At 58.8% G+C, this 16581-nt stretch carries 18 protein-coding genes; 9 read left to right on the top strand and 9 right to left on the bottom strand.

Annotated features, from left to right (window positions below):
• Positions 1-197 precede the first annotated feature (197 nt).
• Positions 198-1124 (bottom strand): thylakoid membrane protein ThyD, encoded by a 927-nt coding sequence (gene thyD, locus ACVWY9_RS06960; protein ID WP_457387895.1) that lies wholly within the window; start codon positions 1122-1124, stop codon positions 198-200.
• A gap of 302 nt (positions 1125-1426) precedes the next feature.
• Between thyD and ACVWY9_RS06955 the strand changes: the two genes are divergently transcribed.
• Complete coding sequence (locus tag ACVWY9_RS06955; protein ID WP_011434018.1) at positions 1427-2008, top strand: slr1601 family putative cell division protein; 582 nt, start codon at positions 1427-1429, stop codon at positions 2006-2008.
• 11 nt (positions 2009-2019) lie between these two features.
• On the opposite strand, the gene hemB is transcribed toward ACVWY9_RS06955, so the two are convergent.
• The gene (gene hemB, locus ACVWY9_RS06950; RefSeq protein ID WP_414389687.1) at positions 2020-3006 is read right to left on the bottom strand and encodes a porphobilinogen synthase; all 987 of its coding nucleotides are present in this window, start codon (positions 3004-3006) and stop codon (positions 2020-2022) included.
• Positions 3007-3031: 25 nt separating this feature from the next.
• Positions 3032-3991, bottom strand: coding sequence for an alpha/beta hydrolase (locus tag ACVWY9_RS06945; protein ID WP_457387894.1), 960 nt, complete (start codon positions 3989-3991; stop codon positions 3032-3034).
• A gap of 386 nt (positions 3992-4377) precedes the next feature.
• Here ACVWY9_RS06945 and ACVWY9_RS06940 point away from each other — a divergent pair, with 386 nt between their 5' ends.
• Complete coding sequence (locus ACVWY9_RS06940; protein WP_011434021.1) at positions 4378-4494, top strand: photosystem II reaction center protein I; 117 nt, start codon at positions 4378-4380, stop codon at positions 4492-4494.
• 293 nt (positions 4495-4787) lie between these two features.
• On the opposite strand, the gene ACVWY9_RS06935 is transcribed toward ACVWY9_RS06940, so the two are convergent.
• Both ACVWY9_RS06935 and ACVWY9_RS06930 read right to left on the bottom strand, forming a co-directional pair.
• Complete coding sequence (locus ACVWY9_RS06935) at positions 4788-5228, bottom strand: hypothetical protein (protein WP_414351356.1); 441 nt, start codon at positions 5226-5228, stop codon at positions 4788-4790.
• A gap of 175 nt (positions 5229-5403) precedes the next feature.
• Positions 5404-6048 carry a biotin transporter BioY gene (locus ACVWY9_RS06930; protein ID WP_457387893.1) on the bottom strand — a complete coding sequence of 215 codons (645 nt, stop codon included), beginning with the start codon at positions 6046-6048 and terminating at the stop codon, positions 5404-5406.
• Between the two features lie 23 nt (positions 6049-6071).
• Here ACVWY9_RS06930 and ACVWY9_RS06925 point away from each other — a divergent pair, with 23 nt between their 5' ends.
• On the top strand, positions 6072-6920 hold the full coding sequence (locus ACVWY9_RS06925; protein ID WP_457387892.1) for an inositol monophosphatase family protein: 849 nt from the start codon (positions 6072-6074) through the stop codon (positions 6918-6920).
• Here the strand turns inward: ACVWY9_RS06925 and ACVWY9_RS06920 are convergent.
• Positions 6905-7492, bottom strand: coding sequence for a thioredoxin family protein (locus ACVWY9_RS06920; protein ID WP_457387891.1), 588 nt, complete (start codon positions 7490-7492; stop codon positions 6905-6907). The two genes, ACVWY9_RS06925 and ACVWY9_RS06920, sit on opposite strands and share 16 nt — an antisense overlap.
• 207 nt (positions 7493-7699) lie before the next feature.
• Between ACVWY9_RS06920 and ACVWY9_RS06915 the strand changes: the two genes are divergently transcribed.
• From ACVWY9_RS06915 to ACVWY9_RS06905, 3 genes are all read left to right on the top strand, one after another.
• Positions 7700-8479, top strand: coding sequence for a TatD family hydrolase (locus ACVWY9_RS06915; protein WP_457387941.1), 780 nt, complete (start codon positions 7700-7702; stop codon positions 8477-8479).
• A gap of 225 nt (positions 8480-8704) precedes the next feature.
• The gene (locus tag ACVWY9_RS06910) at positions 8705-11209 is read left to right on the top strand and encodes a sensor histidine kinase (RefSeq protein WP_457387890.1); all 2505 of its coding nucleotides are present in this window, start codon (positions 8705-8707) and stop codon (positions 11207-11209) included.
• A gap of 4 nt (positions 11210-11213) precedes the next feature.
• Positions 11214-11585, top strand: a complete 372-nt coding sequence (locus ACVWY9_RS06905) for a DUF309 domain-containing protein (RefSeq protein ID WP_414357508.1) — start codon at positions 11214-11216, stop codon at positions 11583-11585.
• A 23-nt stretch (positions 11586-11608) separates the two neighbouring features.
• Here ACVWY9_RS06905 and ACVWY9_RS06900 read toward each other — a convergent pair whose 3' ends face one another.
• Positions 11609-11770, bottom strand: coding sequence for a hypothetical protein (locus ACVWY9_RS06900; RefSeq protein ID WP_011434030.1), 162 nt, complete (start codon positions 11768-11770; stop codon positions 11609-11611).
• 91 nt (positions 11771-11861) lie between these two features.
• Positions 11862-11951: a cytochrome b6-f complex subunit PetN gene (locus ACVWY9_RS06895; RefSeq protein WP_244349857.1), complete on the bottom strand. Its 90-nt coding sequence runs from the start codon at positions 11949-11951 to the stop codon at positions 11862-11864.
• A 170-nt stretch (positions 11952-12121) separates the two neighbouring features.
• On the opposite strand from ACVWY9_RS06895, the gene ACVWY9_RS06890 reads away from it, so the two are divergent.
• From ACVWY9_RS06890 to ACVWY9_RS06880, 3 genes are all read left to right on the top strand, one after another.
• Entirely contained in the window at positions 12122-13315 is a 1194-nt protein-coding gene (locus ACVWY9_RS06890) for an RNA-guided endonuclease InsQ/TnpB family protein (RefSeq protein WP_457387889.1), read from the top strand.
• 65 nt (positions 13316-13380) lie between these two features.
• Positions 13381-13626 (top strand): hypothetical protein, encoded by a 246-nt coding sequence (locus ACVWY9_RS06885; RefSeq protein ID WP_049749597.1) that lies wholly within the window; start codon positions 13381-13383, stop codon positions 13624-13626.
• A 154-nt stretch (positions 13627-13780) separates the two neighbouring features.
• Positions 13781-14365 carry an SRPBCC family protein gene (locus tag ACVWY9_RS06880; RefSeq protein ID WP_414342286.1) on the top strand — a complete coding sequence of 195 codons (585 nt, stop codon included), beginning with the start codon at positions 13781-13783 and terminating at the stop codon, positions 14363-14365.
• A gap of 192 nt (positions 14366-14557) precedes the next feature.
• On the opposite strand, the gene ACVWY9_RS06875 is transcribed toward ACVWY9_RS06880, so the two are convergent.
• Positions 14558-16546: a DICT sensory domain-containing protein gene (locus ACVWY9_RS06875; protein ID WP_414406444.1), complete on the bottom strand. Its 1989-nt coding sequence runs from the start codon at positions 16544-16546 to the stop codon at positions 14558-14560.
• Positions 16547-16581 lie beyond the last annotated feature (35 nt).

Raw genomic sequence — 16581 nt, 5'->3', positions numbered from 1 at the left:
TTACTACCAGTTGATCTTTCTGTTTACTTTCGAGTCTGCCAACATGGTAGCCAAAGCAAAGCAGAAAATTGGTAGTAAGACGACACGGAAGCTGCGCTTTGGGTATTCTACTCAAAGCTTTGCGGGATACCGCCATTCTGTTTGGAAACAAACAGAATGCTATCGCTGCATAGTTGAACAGTGATGTTCAGCAGTGTTCAGCGTAAATGTATCAGGAGGATCTGTCGTAATGCCTCTTTCAGTTGTGGGTACTGGAAGGTAAAGCCCATCTGCAAAGCCGCTTGCGGGATCACTTTCTGCCCCGTCAAAACCACTTGAGCTGCCTCGCCCAACAGCAGTTCCAACGCCAGCTCCGGCACAGGCAACCAAGAGGGGCGACCCAAGACCTGGCCTAAGGTTCGGCAAAACTCTTCCATCTGCACCGGGTTGGGAGCGGTGGCGTTGAACACTCCGGATCCCTGCTCCAGCAGGAAGCAGACCAAGCTCACCCAATCCTCGCGGTGGATCCAGGACAGCCATTGTTTGCCGGAGCCGATCGTTCCGCCGATAAAAAATTGGAAGGGAGCCAACATCTGCCCCAGCGCTCCTCCATCCGGCCCCAACACAATCCCCGTGCGCAGGATGGCCAAACGGATCCCCAATTCCTCAACCGGCCGGGCGGCAGCTTCCCAGGCCTGACAGACTTCTGCCAGAAAATCTTGGGCCGGGGGATCCGTCTCTGTTAAGGGTTCTCCTGCCGGATGGGATCCGTAGTAACCCACCGCCGAGCTGCTGATCACCACCTGGGGCTTTTGGTTGAGGGAGGCGAGGGCTTGGACAAGGGCCTGGGTGGTTTCCACACGGCTACGACGGATTTCTTTTTTCTTGGTCTCTGTCCAGCGAGAAGATGCCAAAGGCTCTCCGGCCAAGTTGACTATCCCCTCGTACCCTTCCAAGGCGGCTGCCCAGGCTTGCGGTTGGTAGGGATCGTAGGGCAGCAGCTTGAGGTTGGGGGATTCCCCCAAAATGCGGCGGGCCTGCTCCAGGCGGCGGGTCAAGACCAAAACCTGATCCCCTTGCTCCAGCAGACGGGCCACCAAGCGACGCCCGATAAAACCACTTCCACCCGTGATGACAATGCGCATGATGTGGATCCGACTTGCATCTGCACAAGCCCTGTGCCGCCCTTGTCCTTTGAACGGTGCAGAGCCTTTCCGCTATTCGAACCTCTAGCCTAGCGCGTTTCCTGCCCCGCGTTGGCCATTGCCTGGGATCCCGCCATCCGTTTGCTGAGCTTGGCGAAGTGGCAGAGCCCAAGAAAGCCCAAGAATAAAAATGTTTTGCGGCAAAGCCTGACACACCTGGAAAAATCGGCTTCAATAGGCCCTAGCTGCGCTTCTTGGCAGCAGAGGTGGTTCATCGTCCCCCTATTTTCTTCCCTTCACCCGTGACACCCAAGTCTTCTTCCCGTACCCCGGCTCGCCACGTGTCTATGCGTGCAGAGCAGGTTGCTGGGCCGCGGCTGGACATCTCTGTTGCTCCACGAGTGCATCGCTCCCAAGGGCAGGGATCCCTGGTTCGGGCAGGGTTTCCCTCCTCTCTCCCAATTTCCGGTCGGCGGACGATCCCTGTCCAGCGCTCCCGCCGGCGCGGACGGCAAGAACCTGGCCACGAGCCTCAAGTCTGGGAGATGGCCTGTCACATCGGGGTGAATGTCTTGTTTACGGCGGCTGCCCTCAGTGGTTTGTATCGCCTCTTGCCGGTGCAGTTGGCTCAGCACCACCGGCTCCAGGTTCTGGAGCGGCATATCGAGGTCTTGTCCACTCGGATTTCTCGGCTGCAGGAGGGGGTGGATCGAGGTATGGATCCCTTGCAGCAGGAGGCCCTGATCAAGGAACGGCTGAATCGGGTGCCACGCAATCAAATTCAGGTGCGTTTGGTGGATCCCAGTACCTGGGTGGCGGACGACGAGAAGAACACCCACCCTTCCTGGATCGGGCAGTCCACCCAGCCGTCTGCCAGGCCGTAGGCTGCCTCTGCCTAGGCTTGTTTGAGAAGCAAGGCCACCTCTTTGGCAAAGTAGGTGAGGATGATATCGGCACCGGCCCGCTTCATGGCCAGCAGCGATTCCATCATCACTTTTTTGCCGTCGATCCAGCCTTTTTGTTCGGCGGCTTTGATCATGGCGTACTCGCCGCTGACGTTGTAGGCAGCCACGGGCAGATCCGTCGATTCCTTAACTCGGTAGATGATGTCCAGGTAGGCCAGGGCCGGCTTCACCATCACCATGTCCGCCCCCTCGGCCTCGTCCAGCTCCACCTCTTTGATGGCTTCCCGAGCATTGGCGGGATCCATTTGGTAGGTTTTTTTGTCTCCGGATTTGGGCGCGGATCCCAGGGCATCGCGGAAGGGGCCGTAGAAGGCAGAGGCATATTTGGCAGAATAGGCCAGGATCGCCACATCGGTATAGCCTTGGTCGTCCAGGGCCTCCCGAATGGCGCCGACGCGACCGTCCATCATGTCCGAGGGGGCCACAATGTCGGTTCCCGCCTCTGCTTGGGAGAGGGCTTGCTTGACCAAAACTTCCACCGTCTCGTCGTTGAGGATCACCCCATCCCGCACAATGCCGTCGTGGCCGTCGCTGTTGTAAGGATCCAAAGCCACATCGGTTACCACCAAAATCTCGGGAATTTCCTGTTTAATCCGCCGCACCGCCCGCTGGATCAAGCCCTCTGGGTTGAAGCACTCCTGCCCGGTGGGATCCTTTTTCTCTTCCGGCACCACCGGGAACAGGGCCACCGCCGGGATCCCCAGTTGAGCGGCTTCTTCCACCTCCTTTAGCAGCAGGTCTAGGGTGTAGCGGTAGCAGCCGGGCATCGACTCCACTTCCTGCCGCTGGTTCTCCCCCTCCATGACAAACAGGGGATAGATCAGATCCTGCACCCGCAGGTGGGTTTCCTGCACCATCTGGCGGAAGGCCTCTGTGCGCCGCAGCCGACGGGGACGGTAGATCAGGTCTTGGCTCATGGGAGCAGCAGGAAAGAGGGCGTTTCTATTTTGCCATGAGGTCGGTAGGGGCTGAGCTGGTCGTCCGGCGAGGGGCGACATCCGGGGCAGAGGGAAAATGCCGAGCCAGCCAGCGGCGAAGGGTCTCTTTTACCGCTTCGGCTTGGCAGTCGTGCAAAAGATCGTGGCGCGACCGGGGAAAATCGTGGATCTCTCCCTGGGGCAGCCGACGGGCAAAATCCACAGCTCCGGCAGGATTGACGACGATATCGGCAGAGGTGTAAAGCAGCAAAACCGGCAGGCGGAGCCGATGGGCTTGGTCGAGGCAGCGCTGTCCACTGCGCACCAGTTCGGCTGTGAATCTGGCCCGCGTTACACCACACATGTGGGGATCCGCCGCAAAGGCGGCTTGCTGCTCGGGTAGGGAAGTCACCCGCGCTGGCTCGTAGAGGCCGGTCAAGGCCAACTGGGGAATAACCCTGTCCAAAACTTGCAGAAGGGCGTGGGTAAAAGGGGTGAAATAGTGGTCGATGCGAAAAGCCGGAGAGATGAGAACCAGGCCCTGCACTTGGTCGGGATGGGCAAGGGCATATTCCGTAACCCAGTTGGCCCCCGCGCTGTACCCGCACCAGATCTGCGGGATCCCTTTCTGCGGCCAGACCTGCTGCGTGATCCTCTCCAGATCGGCTTGATATTGGCTGAAACGGTCGATCCAGCAGCGGATCCCGCCGGAGCGACCAAATCCCCGCATGTCGGGAGCCAAAACCTCCCACCCTTGAGCAGCCAACTCGCCGGCCAAAGGGCAAAACCCGCCGCCGTGATCCCCTTTGCCGTGCAAAAGCAACACCCGTCCACAAGGGGATCCCTGGGGCCAGTGGTGCAGAAAAGCCGGGATCCCATCGGAAAGCGGCAACTCCTGAGGCCGATAGATCCCCGACGCAGTTTGCGGCTGAGTTTCCGACCGCCCATCCAGAGCCTCTAAGTCACCTAACCGATCAAAAGGCATGGGCAAATCCAACACACGTCCGGCAAGACCCGGCAAAGCCACAAATCCTATCTTCCTATGTCCCAGTCGCCCGCGAGCGCTGCCGCCGCTGAGGAGTTGCAATCTTTGTTTCCAGCCCAGCATATTTCTTAACAATCTCTGCTCTTGCCGGGGATCCCCGACATGCCGGGCTTTGCAGCCTTTTCTGAGGATGGGATGAAAGGATCTCTCGGGGGGAGACTGGGGCCATTTGCGGGAAAAAGGCCCTCTGAGAGGTATGATGTTGTGAAGAAGTTTTGCGGGGTCTCAGGTTTGACGGGATCCCCTCTCTGGGGTGGTTCACCCTTGTTTTACGATTGCCTTATCGCTTCATCAGTTCACTCAGTCGGAAACGGGTTGCTGAAACTATGCTGTTACTGAAAATCTCTGTTTACGCGGTTGTCATCTTTTTTGTGGGGCTTTTTGTGTTTGGTTTTTTGAGCAACGACCCCTCCCGCAACCCCAACCGTCGAGACCTGGAGTAGGGGATCCCGCCTTGGGCAGCTTGCGAACTCCAGTGATAACTGGCTCATCGCTTGAGGGAGCATGCCTCTGGCCCTGTTTTTGCCGAACCTTGCTGGTTGCCCTAGCTATGGGAGAACGGATGCCCAGGGAGCTCCTGCTGGCGGGGTAGCGACAAAGTTGCTGCTGGTCATGGGTTGCAGCAGCGGTGAGCGAGATTCAGTCTTGTTGCAACTCCGTTCCGCTGGCACGACCTGTGGCGGCCATTCCCCTCTGGAGTGAATGGCCTCGCCTCAAAGCTGGCAACTCGGCTGGCTCACTGGAAGGCGGTAATCAGCAATGTCTGGGATCCGGAGCGATTCTGTTGGTCAAACGCGGTAATCCGGAACTGCCAAACGCCGATGGGATCCCCGAGGGCAACGCGGAAGTCGGTACTGAAGCTACAAAAGGTGGCCCCAGGGTTACAGCCGGCCTGCTGTGGGCTGAAGAATTCCCTTTGCACGCGCACGCCACTGGGGTTGAAAGTTTCCAGCTCGATGAACTGCGTTGGACGAGCACCACCCGGCACACTCACCTGCACCGTAAAAGCCGGCGTGGAGGTGCCCACCCGCACCGAGGTGGGCGCATTGATAAACGAAACCGTTGGGCCTTGGGGTGGGGGCAGGATCGAGCCCCCTGAGCTGCCGCCATCTCCACAGGCAGCCAGCCCAGTGGCCAAAAAGCCGGTGGCCAAAAGGGTGAGAGCAGTACGTTGCATCCCTCAGTTCCTCACGCAAACCCGTCAATCCTTACAAGACCTGACTAGAATCTACACTCCCCTCAGGGACTGCCGTTAGCACGGCTCTAAGCTACTTTCTGCCTCCACAGCCTGAGAAAAGATGCGCCACGACCCAAATCTGCATGGGCCTTTGCGCAGAGTTGATTCCCTTGCTTCAGAGCAGCAGCAAGCGCCGCAACAGCAACGCTATCACCGCAACAAAGCTGGCCACGATGATCTGTCCCGGCAGAGTATAGCCAGAGTAAAGCCCTATCAACCTCAGCAACTCCTCGTTCCAGGGTTGTGTGGCCAAAAGGTAGAGAATCCCGGTCAGGTGAACCAAGGCCAAAGCCACCAAGCTGCCGGATCCCAACTCTTGGAGGCCCACCGGGGAGTCAGGGATCCCTTCTGCCAACCGCTTCCCATCGACAGCACGTTGGCGGGCCAGAGGAGAAGGGGGTGGATAGGGATCCCGTTGCCGAAAGGCGATCGTCCCGCAGGCCCAGGCTCCTGGCAGAAACCCCAGCAAGTAGCCAAAGGCAGGCTGGTATAGGTACTGCCACCCTCCCCCTTGGGCAAACACCTGTAGCCCTGCCAGCCCCAACCCTAGGTAGACGATCTGGGCGCACACCGCCGCCACCGGCCCCGCCAAACAAGCCGTCAGCAACACGCCCCCAATTTGCAGCGAAAAGCTGTATCCCCCCAACCCAGGCAGCCCGGGCGGAAAACTCAAATGGGTTAGGGTGCCCAAAATGGTCAGGAGGACCCCAATCGCCGTCCAAAGCCATTCCAGAGGAGTTAAGAGCAAGCCAGACCGCATAAACCGAGAGGAAATTTTTCCCTATGCTAAGAAAGGGAAGGGGCAGATGGGGTGGGCAAAAGGTGGTCAAGGCAGAGTGGATTGAACTGGCCCAGGCCCTGGCCGATGCTGCCGGAGCGGTGATTCGCCCCCTGTTTCGCGGAGAACTGCAAGCCGAATACAAAGAGGCCCGCTCCCCAATTGTGACGGTGGCCGACCGGGAGGCAGAGTGGGCCATGCGAGCTTTGCTGATGGCCCAAGTGCCAGAACACAGCATCCTTGGCGAAGAGTTTGGTTTTCACCAGACGGGATCCCTCTACACTTGGGTTCTGGATCCCTTGGATGGCACCATCGCCTTTTCCACCGGCAAGCCCACCTTTGCTACTCTGATTGCCCTCTTGGAAGAAGACCGCCCCATTTTGGGCATCATCGATCAGCCGGTGTTGCGCGAACGCTGGCTGGGGGTACGGGGACAGCCCACTCAATGGATAACCCCCTCTCACCGACAGGCTGCTCAAACCAAGGCCAATACCGACCTCAGCCGCGCCTACTTGAGCTGTACCACCCCTGATTTGTTCACCCAACCCGACCAACAACGGTGCTTCCAGGGGCTCAGCCAAGCAGTTCACATTACCTCCTATGGGGGCGATGGCTACCAGTACGGCCTGCTGGCCAGCGGCTGTGTGGATCTGGTGATGGAGTGTGGCCTTGCCCTCTACGATTTTGCTGCCCTTGTGCCGGTGATTGAGGGATCCGGTGGCGTGATTACCGATTGGCGAGGGGATCCCTTAACCCGCACCTCCACGGGAGAAGTGTTGGCGGCAGCCAACCCCAGCTTGCATCGACAGGCCCTGGCCGCGATTCAAAAAAGCGGGATCTACCCAGCGAAATAAGCAGGCTCATTGCCGGGTTTCCACTTGATGTTGCAGCCCAGGCTGGGCTTTTGGTCGGGATCGATGGGCTTGCCGGCCAGAAGGTTATCCAGCGCCGCCCGCAAATCTTTGCCCGTCACCGGCACATCGGTCAGGCTGGGACGGCTGTCGTCCAGTTGACCACGATAGACCAACTTGCGATCCGCGTCGAACAGGAAAAAGTCAGGGGTGCAGGCAGCGGTGAAGGCTTTGGCCACCTCTTGGCTTTCGTCGTAACAGAAGGGGAAGGTAAAGCCCAAGGTCTCGGCCATCTTCTTCAAGTTCTCTGGGCTGTCATCCGGGTATTTCTCCACATCGTTGGCGCTGATGGCCACAATGCCAACGCCGCGATCTTGGTAGTCCTTGCCCAAACGAGCCAGCTCCTCTTGCACGTGCTTCACGTAAGGGCAGTGCTGGCAGATGAACATCACCAGCAGGGCGGGCTTGTCGTCAAAGCTGGCCAGAGAGATGGTTTTGCCGCTCACCACATCCGGTAGGCTGAAGTCAGGGGCTGGGGTGCCCAAAGGCAGCATGGTTGAGGGGGTACGGGCCATAACAAACCTCCAGCGTAAGGTTTCCTCAATCATTGTGGATCATCCTGCCCCCCCAGGAGCCGTCGCAAGGGGATCTCGCCGGCAAACGGGAGCGCCGGAAGGGATCCCAAGCAGGCCGGGGACAGCTTTTACAATTGGATAAGGTTGGCAACACGATTGTTGGGGAGCTGAGCCTTGAGCACCGCCGTCTTACCTGCTGCTCCTTTGGTGGATACTCACGTCCACCTCAACTACCCCGATTTTGCCGCGGATCTGCCCCAAGTGGCCGAGCGCTGGCGTCAGACGGGGATCCGGCGTTTGGTGCATTCTTGTGTAACACCGGCAGAATTCCCCCAGTTGCAGGCCATTGCCGACCAGTATCCGGAAGTATTTTTGTCGGTGGGGCTGCACCCTTTGGAGGCGGGCCAGTGGCAGCCCGATTTGGCCGAAAAGATCGCCCACCTGGCCGCCAGCGACGAGCGAGTGGTGGCTATCGGGGAGACGGGCCTGGATTTCTACAAGTCCAACCCGGCGGATATCGAGCGGCAAAAAGAATCCTTCTGGGCCCAGATTGCCATTGCCCAAGCGCAGGATCTGGCGTTGATCGTCCATTGCCGCGAGGCGGCAGCAGCCACCTACGCCATCCTCAAGGAGGCCATGGCCACGGGGGGGCCAGTGCGGGCGGTGATGCATTGCTGGAGCGGATCCCCGGAGGAGACGCGGCTGTTTGTCGAGCTGGGCTGCTTCATTAGCTTCAGCGGCATTGTCACTTTCAAAAATGCCGAGACTGTCCGCTGGTCGGCCTTGGAGGTGCCCCTATCCCAGCTTTTGGTGGAAACCGATTGCCCTTTTCTGGCTCCCACCCCCTTCCGCGGCAAACGCAATGAGCCGGCCTATGTGCAGCGGGTGGCCCAAACCTTGGCGGAGCTGTTGGGAATCCCGCCGGAAAAACTGGCAGAAGAAACCAGCCAAAATGCCGCTCGCCTGTTTCGGTTGCCTCTCCTCTAGCTCTGCTTTCCGAGGGCGCGGGTGAGCCGTAGGCCATTCCCGACCCTAGATCTCACCCGATCTCAGGCGATTCCAACCCGGGAAACCCTGAGTTACCATTTTTAACTTTTTCTTTAACTTTTCTTTTCAACTCCGACTGCTCTTCTCAAAGGCATCCTATGCTGGAAAAAAGGAATGTATCTCTAGATACTTCCCGTTAATCCCAGGGGCTAGGGGCTTGCAACTATGGATACTGAAACGTGGGCTGCCGCAGCTCGACCCAGCCGAGATGCCCTCATCAACCGCATCACCCACCAGATTCGGCAATCCCTGGAGCTGGAGGAAATCCTCAAGGCAACAGCGGAAGAGATACGGTCTTTTCTGGAAACGGATCGGGTGAAGGTTTACCGCTTTGATCCCGAAGGTCACGGAACGGTGGTGGCGGAAGCGCGAGGAGGGGAGCGGCTGCCCTCGCTCTTGGGGCTGACTTTTCCGGCAGGGGACATTCCCGAGGAGGCGCGGCGGTTGTTTCGCCTAGCTCAGGTGCGGGTGATTGTGGATGTGGAGGCGCAGAGCCGTTCCATCAGCCAGCCGGAGTCTTGGGGGTTGTCTGCTAGGGTTCCTCTGGGCGAGCCGCTGCAGCGGCCCGTGGATCCCTGCCATGTTCACTATTTGAAATCCATGGGGGTGGCCTCTTCCTTGGTGGTTCCCCTGATGCATCACCAGGAGCTATGGGGGCTGTTGGTCTCCCATCATGCTGAGCCTCGTCCCTACTCCCAAGAAGAGCTGCAGGTGGTGCAGTTGCTGGCGGATCAAGTTTCCATTGCCATTGCTCAGGCGGAATTGCTGGAGCAGGCGCGGCAGAAGGCGCAGCAGGAACGCCTCATCAACCAAATTGCTGCTCTAGTTTACTCGCCCCTGCACCCGGAGACGACCTTGACCACGGTGCTGGAGCAGCTTGCTGCCGGTTTGCAGGGGATCGGGGCGCGGCTGCGGATCCACTTTATGGGCTCAGATACCCTCTGTTGTCATGGCGTGCAACCCCCGGCAAGCTACGACACCTGGCTACAGGAGCAGCTCGGAAGGGCCGGAGGAGCGGGGGGCTGGGTGAAGATGTGGTCGCTCTCCCACTTGGAGAAATGGCCGGAGCTGCAAGAGCAGATGAAGCAGACGCCCATTCGTGGCCTGCTGATGGTACAGCTTGTCTGGAATGACCAGCCCGTGGGCTGGCTGAGCGTGTTTCGCGCGGCCATCTGCCAAGAAACCCACTGGGCGGGTTACCGTTGGTTTGCTCAGGGGGATCCCAGACAAGAACTGCCTTTGATCTCTTTTGCTGCCTGGCGGGAGCTGAAAATTGACGAGCCTAAGGCTTGGTCAGCTGCAGAGCAAGAGCTGATGAGTCGGGTCGGGGTACATTTGGCCCTGTCCATTACGCAAAATCAGCTCCACCGGCAGTTGCAAACCCTCAACGCCCGTCTGGAGCAGGAGGTGCAGGAGCGGACGGCGGCCCTGCAGCGATCTCTGGCTATGGATGCCCTCTTGCAGCGGGTCACTGACCAGGTGCGCAGCAGTTTGGAGGAAGCCCAGATCCTGCGGGCAGTGGTGCAGGAGTTGGCTCTGGGGTTGCCCATTCAAGGTTGCGATCTCTGTCTCTACGATTGGGCATCTGGCCAGGCGACGGTGCGCTATGAATACACCTCTGCTCTACCACCTGCCGGTGGGATCACCCTGACCTTGGCCGACTACCCCGATCTCTACCGGCACCTGCAAGGGGGTCAAGCGGTGCAATTCTGCCACTTGCCTGGGCAGGGCTGGATCCCCCGTCGGGAAGGGCTGACCCTGCTGGTGTGCCCGCTGCGGGATGACCAAGGGGTGCTGGGGGATCTCTGGCTGGCGAAGCCGGCAGCCGAGTGCTTTGATGAACTGGAGGTGCAGGTGGTGCAGCAGGTGGCGGATCACTGCGCCATTGCCATCCGCCAGGCCCGCCTCTACCAGGCTTCTGTGCAGCAAATTGGTGAGCTGGAGCGCCTCAACCGCCTCAAAGATGATTTTTTGAGCACCGTCTCCCACGAGCTGCGCACCCCCATCACCAACATGAAGATGGCCATCCAACTGCTGAAAACCGCCCGCGCCCCCCAAAAACGAGAGCAATATCTCAAGATCTTGGAGCAGGAGTGTGAGCGGGAGGCGGAACTGGTAAACGACCTGCTGGATCTGCAGCGGCTGGAGCAGGGATCCAAAACGCTCCATCTGGAAGAGGTGCCGCTGGCAACCTGGCTGCCCAGCGTGCTGGAGCCGTTTCTACAGCGGGCCCAGGCCAACCAGCAACGGTTGCAGTGGCAGATTGCGCCAAATGTGGGCAAGGTGCTCACCGATCAAGGTGGCCTGGAGCGGGTGGTGCAGGAGCTGGTCAACAACGCCTGCAAGTATACTCCCCCAAGGTGCAACATCTGGGTAACGGCGCAGCGGCCCGGCCCGCAGCAGGTGGAAATTCGGGTGATCAACGAGGGAGTAGAAATTCCCCACAGCGAGTGGGAGCGCATCTTCGAGAAGTTCTACCGCATTCCCAGCGGGGATCCCTGGAAGCGGGGCGGCACCGGCCTGGGCCTGGCTTTGGTCAAGCAGTGGATGCAGCGGCTGGGGGGCAGCGTCTCGGTGGAGAGTTCTCAAGGCAAAACCTGCTTTACCCTGGTGCTGCCGCAGGGATCCCTGCCTGTGCAGACCTCACCCCTGGCCCACAACTGTGCCTAGCCACATGAGCAATGCCCACTCAGAAGCGTTGCGTTTGGCCGCCGAGCAGTTTAACCGGGGGGAATTTTACGCCTGCCACGACACCCTAGAGGCCCTGTGGATGGAGGCAGTGGATCCAGAGCGGCGCTTCTACCAGGGGCTTTTGCAAACCGCCGTGGCCTACTATCACCTGCAAAACGGCAACCGCCGCGGCTGCATGATCCTGTTGGGGGAGGCCAACCGCAAGCTGGCGGACTTTCTGCCCACCTACGCTGGATGGGATGTGCAAGCCCTGTGGCAGGCTAACCAGGGCATCCTGCGGCATCTTTCTCAACTGCAACCCCAGGATCCCTTGCCTTATCTAGCCGTCCCCACCCTGAGTTGGGTTGAAGATTAACCTGAGCAGGCTCAACACCGGCCCTAGCGCTTGGAGCGACGGGCTTTGCGCTCAACTTCGTTGCGTCGCCGCCGATCCCGCCAGTCGATGAAGGTAATGTAGCCAACGCCCAGGGTTACGGCTGTCAACAGCAAAAAGATGCTTCCGTAGGCGATGCGGGCGACCAAGGGAAGATCGGTTTCCATGGTGTGAGCGGGGGTAACCCCGTCAATATCGGCGGCAGGAACAACAAGATGAATGCAAGATGGATGTGAGGCTCAATCCAGGCATGACAAATTACATGCCGTTGCGCCCCCAGACCACCAGGGCAATGGAAAGAACGAAGAAGGTGGGGACGGCAATCCAGCCAAGGGTGATGATGTCCATAGGTCTAGCCCAGCTAAAGAGGGGTTATCTCGAGGTGATCCCATTTTACGAGAGGAGATCCCTTGTCAACGGACATCTACGAACACCTGTTTTCAGCTAGAAATCGCAGGAGCCCCGCACTGTACCCGTAGGGTCAGTGTCGGGAGGAATGCGGAAGTTATGATAGAACCATGACCCAAGTCCTGACCGTCTCCTGTAAGCTCAAGGTGTCCCAGTCGCAGGCCGCAAAGTTGGACGCGACAATGGATGCCTTTGTGCAGGCGTTGAACTGGGTCAACCAAAACACGCCCGAGAAAGTCACCAACGCCGTTAAACTTCAATCTCTGTGCTACCGCGAAATCCGTGCCCGGTTCGGCTTGTCCAGTAACTTGGCTCAGCAGGTCTGCAGACGGCTGGCCGGTGCCCGCAAGGTTGCCCGACAGAAAAACCGTCCGGTCAAAGCGTTCAAGGGGGGCTTCGCGACCTATGACGCTCGTATCTTTTCGTTCCGCGAGAAAGACTGGACGGTGTCGCTGACCACAGTGGAGGGTCGAGAGCGCTTTGAGCTGGCGATTGGCCGTTACCAGAGAGAACAGTTGGCGGGCTCCAATCCCAAATCTGCCACTCTGGTCAAGCGTAAAGACGGCTCCTACTCCATTCAAATCTGTGTGGAAGCGGAGCCATCCCCACCGCAACGCACGGGCAGAGTGCTGGGGGTGGATTTGGGAAGGACGGATATTGCTCATACATCGGAAGGAGATCACTGGAATGGACAGCAGTTGAACAAAGTCCGAGACCATCACTCGCGGTTGAGGGCGGTACTTCAACGCAAAGCCAGTAAGGGCACCCGCAGTTCGCGGCGCAGATGCAGAGAACTGTTGCAACGGCTGTCTGGCAAGGAGAGGCGCTTTCAGGCGTGGGTCAATCATCGCATCTCCAAAGCTATTGTCTCTAGGGCAAAGGCGACAAACAGCGCTATTGCCCTGGAAGACTTGACAGGGATTCGGGAAAGGGTCAATCAACAGCCACGCAGCAAAGCTGAGCGGCGCAGAACCAATAACTGGGCGTTCTACCAGCTTAGGATGTTTGTGGTCTACAAGGCTGCCATCGCCGGAGTACCTGTAGTACTGGTTCCGCCTGCCTACACGTCGCAGACCTGCCACCGGTGTTTGCACATTCATCCCGACCCTGCGCAATCCTATCGCAGTGGGAAGCAGTTCAAGTGTGGGCACTGTGGATGGGAAGGGGATGCGGACTGGAATGGGGCCAACATGATTGCCAAACTTGGGGCTGCCGTAAACCAGCCTAGAGGTCCGTGGTTGGCTTGCCAACTGCAGGGCTACCGAAAGCCCGCCCTGTACTGCGAAGTAGTCAGGGTCGGGTAGTTTACTTCAAGCTGGCTACAGTGGAGTTAAATCTGAAACGTCTGAGCCAAACGAGGTGGGATCCGATGGTACTGGACACATTGCCGCTGGTTGCCGCTGTAGCCATCGCCATTTTTATGCTGGTTTTTTGGGTGCGGGTGGTTCGAGAGGCCATCTGGACAACGGTGGGGATTGTAATCATCTTGGCCGTGTTGTACGTGGTCTTTAGAATTGGCCCGCGGCAGGTGCTGCAGGAGTTGCGGGATCCCTTTGCCCTTCTAGAACAGGTTTGGCAGGTGATCGTCGGTTGGTTCCAGGCCCTTCTCCCCTAGAGTTCGTTATCTGCTATACAGTTCCCTGATACAACAGAAAACACAGGGGGGCAGCCTATTGGAACTGCTGGCGAATGGTTTGTCCAGTCAAAAATCGATTCCCTCTCCGGTTTCCGCACTGCTCTACAGCACCTACGCGACTGAAGTTCTCGCCATGCCTTCTGACCCTGAATGGGATCCCCAAGACCCCACCCCAGAAGATGGGATCCCCATTCCTGCTGGCGTCAGCGGGACGGAGTCCTCAGACATCCAGGTGGAGGTGGAGGATTTGGGGGAGCGCCGCCGCCAAGTGCGAGGTCGCGTCCTGATTCCGGTGGAGCGGCAGCAGGTCTGGCAGGTTTTGACCGACTACGACCATCTGGCGGAGTTTATTCCCAACTTGGTGGAAAGTCGCGTCATTGGCCGTGAGAATGGCCGCACACTGGTACGTCAAGTGGGATCCCAAAAGGTTTTATTTGCCCAATTTTCTGCTGCGGTGGTGCTGGCTATCGAGGAGATCTTTCCTCAGCAGCTTCGCTTCCAAAAAACACAAGGGGATTTTCTTATCTTCGAGGGGTTTTGGGATCTGGCCGATTGGTCGGCCCATCAAACCTTGCTCACCTACCACCTGCAGGTCAAGCCTCCCCGCAGAATGCCTGTCGGTCTGGTGGAGCGCCGCATTTGCCAAGATTTGGCCCTGAACTTACAAGCCATTCGGGAGCGCTGCCTGAGTTTGTCGGATCATTCCAAGCCCGTTTGAGGCGCGCCCAATAGGTACCTCGTTCCCCAAGCGCTCCGCGCCGCTGACGCGACCACTCTCAGCCCTTCTGCCAAAGAAGAGGGGGGCTGGGGAACAGCTTTATTGCCATTTGTGGGATTTGATATTCGAGCTGGAATTTGCCAGGTGGATCCCAGAGGCAAAGTGGGCCGGTGGTCCTTCACCTTTCGAGTCTCAAGCAGCGATCGAGGGCTGTCCTTGGGTGTGTGGGTGCGCTATCGGCAGGGTGAAGTGGAAGGCACTGCCCTGATTGATCCCCCCCGATTCTGCCCAGATGCGCCCCCCCATGGCCTCAATGATCAGTCGGCAAATGGCTAGCCCCAAGCCCGTCCCACCCACCGAGCGCCGCAGGGATCCCTCTGCTTGATAAAACCGCTCGAAGATGGCTTGCAACCGGTCTGGCTCAATGCCGCGCCCGGTGTCGGCAACAGTGAACTTCACCATCGCCCCCGTCGATCCACCGGCTGGTGGCTCCACTTCTGCCCGAATCCAGATCCGTCCGGTGGAAGGGGTAAATTTGCAGGCATTGTCCAGCAGCTTACGCAACACCTCCACCAGCCACTCCCCATCCGCCCTAACCATTGGCAGCCGTTTGGGCAGCACCTGCTCGATGGTGGGCAAGTCTTCGTGCCGCCGTCGCGCTTTGACATTGCTCAGGGCCAGCTCCACACATTCTTGAGCAGACAACGGCTCGATATGCCAGCGAACGCGACCACTTTCCAGCTTGGAGAGGGTGAGAAAGTCCTGCACCAACTCCCGCAGCCGATCGGCATCTTGCAGGGCTGTGTTCAACATTTCCTGGCGCATCTCCAGGGGCATGTCGGGGTCGCTGGCCAAAGACTCCAAACACACCTGAATGGTGGACAGCGGGGTGCGCAGCTCGTGTCCGGTCACGGCAATCAGCTCTGATTTGGCCTGATCCAGAGCTGCCAACTGGCGATTGAGCTCTTCTAGGTGCTGATAGGCTTCTGCCTGCAAGAGGGCTACCCCCACTTGGTTGGCAATGGCTTCTGCCAACTCCAGAGTGGCCGGCTGCCAGCGGTGAGGGTGTTCGTGGTGTAGCTCCAATAGGCCCAGCAACCGCCCTTGATAGAGAATCGGCATGGCCACCCAAGCCCGAATTTGGGCCGGCTGCCACAGCTCCGGCACTCGCTGCAGGCGGGGATCCTTTTGGGTATCCTCGCAGCACACCGCTTGTGCCGAGGCTACTGCCTCCCGCAAAAAAGGGTTGCTGGGAAGAGGCCACAGGGATCCCTTAAGGCTGCCCATCGTTAGGGTGCGGTACTCCTGCTCAATCTGAACAGCAGGGGCCTGGCCATCGTAACGGTAGATCAAACATCGCCCCACCTCTGCCACCTGCCCCAGCTCCTGCACAGCAATTGCCAAAATCTCGCCGGGATCCAAAGACTGGCGAATGGCACTGCTGATGCGGTTGATCAGATGCTCTTTGCGCTCTTGCGCCCGAATGGTGCGGTAGGCCCGCTGCAGTTTGTATTGCCCTGCCTGGAGATAGGTGATCAGCCGCTCGGTAAAGGGGCCTGGATTCAGTTGGCTGGCGGAGTTTTGCGGGGATCCCTTGAGGTACTGGCGAAGGGGCTCAAGGCGAGGTTCCAGATCCGGTCGGTAACTGAGGATCTTGGGCAACAGGGCCAAAGCCGCTTGGACTGTAATCTGACGATCAAATGACCAGATCCCATCAAATTGGCGAGCTGCATCCATATCGCTGCTTTGCCAAGGACGCTCCCGCTGCATCTGCAAGCGTTCTCGACACACGAGGCAGGTGGCATAGTGGGCATCGATGACGATCAAGTGCCACTCCTGCACCAAGGGATCCTCTGGATCCAAGGGAATGGTGTGGTAGGGCAGGTCTGTCTGAGCAAAATCCTTTTCTGGGGTCGCCAACACAAACACGTCTTGGGCCATTGCGCTGATGCGCTGGTAGCGCCGTGCCTCCTGGCGGTAGTAGCGCTCCTTTTGAAAGTTAGCGAATACCCACGGGGATCCCTGCCCTTGCAGCACCTGATCCTCAATGGCGTGGCTGAGGGCAACCAAAGAGGATTTGAAATACAGTTGTGGGCGCAGGTGCGGCAAAGCCTGCAGCAGATCGCTCAATAGGGAGGTACGACTCTGGCGAAGGTAAGATCTAGAGCGGGTGGAGGCCATAACCCTACTGGCAAGCACAGATCACAGGCAGTACA

This window comes from Thermostichus sp. OS-CIW-31 (genome assembly GCF_054060305.1).
The sequence above is the reverse complement of the archived record's forward strand: the minus strand, read 5'-3'. Positions and strand labels throughout refer to the sequence as shown.

Excerpts from the sequence above, each read along its gene's own strand:
- ACVWY9_RS06935 (WP_414351356.1), bottom strand. The coding sequence starts at position 5,228 with ATGCAACGTACTGCTCTCACCCTTTTGGCCACCGGCTTTTTGGCCACT.
- ACVWY9_RS06900 (WP_011434030.1), bottom strand. The coding sequence starts at position 11,770 with ATGGAAACCGATCTTCCCTTGGTCGCCCGCATCGCCTACGGAAGCATC.
- ACVWY9_RS06885 (WP_049749597.1), top strand. The coding sequence starts at position 13,381 with ATGGTACTGGACACATTGCCGCTGGTTGCCGCTGTAGCCATCGCCATT.
- thyD (WP_457387895.1), bottom strand. The coding sequence starts at position 1,124 with ATGCGCATTGTCATCACGGGTGGAAGTGGTTTTATCGGGCGTCGCTTG.
- ACVWY9_RS06905 (WP_414357508.1), top strand. The coding sequence starts at position 11,214 with ATGAGCAATGCCCACTCAGAAGCGTTGCGTTTGGCCGCCGAGCAGTTT.
- ACVWY9_RS06875 (WP_414406444.1), bottom strand. The coding sequence starts at position 16,546 with ATGGCCTCCACCCGCTCTAGATCTTACCTTCGCCAGAGTCGTACCTCC.
- ACVWY9_RS06940 (WP_011434021.1), top strand. The coding sequence starts at position 4,378 with ATGCTGTTACTGAAAATCTCTGTTTACGCGGTTGTCATCTTTTTTGTG.
- ACVWY9_RS06925 (WP_457387892.1), top strand. The coding sequence starts at position 6,072 with ATGCTAAGAAAGGGAAGGGGCAGATGGGGTGGGCAAAAGGTGGTCAAG.
- hemB (WP_414389687.1), bottom strand. The coding sequence starts at position 3,006 with ATGAGCCAAGACCTGATCTACCGTCCCCGTCGGCTGCGGCGCACAGAG.
- ACVWY9_RS06930 (WP_457387893.1), bottom strand. The coding sequence starts at position 6,048 with ATGCGGTCTGGCTTGCTCTTAACTCCTCTGGAATGGCTTTGGACGGCG.
- ACVWY9_RS06945 (WP_457387894.1), bottom strand. The coding sequence starts at position 3,991 with ATGCCTTTTGATCGGTTAGGTGACTTAGAGGCTCTGGATGGGCGGTCG.
- ACVWY9_RS06880 (WP_414342286.1), top strand. The coding sequence starts at position 13,781 with ATGCCTTCTGACCCTGAATGGGATCCCCAAGACCCCACCCCAGAAGAT.
- ACVWY9_RS06895 (WP_244349857.1), bottom strand. The coding sequence starts at position 11,951 with ATGGACATCATCACCCTTGGCTGGATTGCCGTCCCCACCTTCTTCGTT.
- ACVWY9_RS06910 (WP_457387890.1), top strand. The coding sequence starts at position 8,705 with ATGGATACTGAAACGTGGGCTGCCGCAGCTCGACCCAGCCGAGATGCC.
- ACVWY9_RS06890 (WP_457387889.1), top strand. The coding sequence starts at position 12,122 with ATGACCCAAGTCCTGACCGTCTCCTGTAAGCTCAAGGTGTCCCAGTCG.
- ACVWY9_RS06920 (WP_457387891.1), bottom strand. The coding sequence starts at position 7,492 with ATGGCCCGTACCCCCTCAACCATGCTGCCTTTGGGCACCCCAGCCCCT.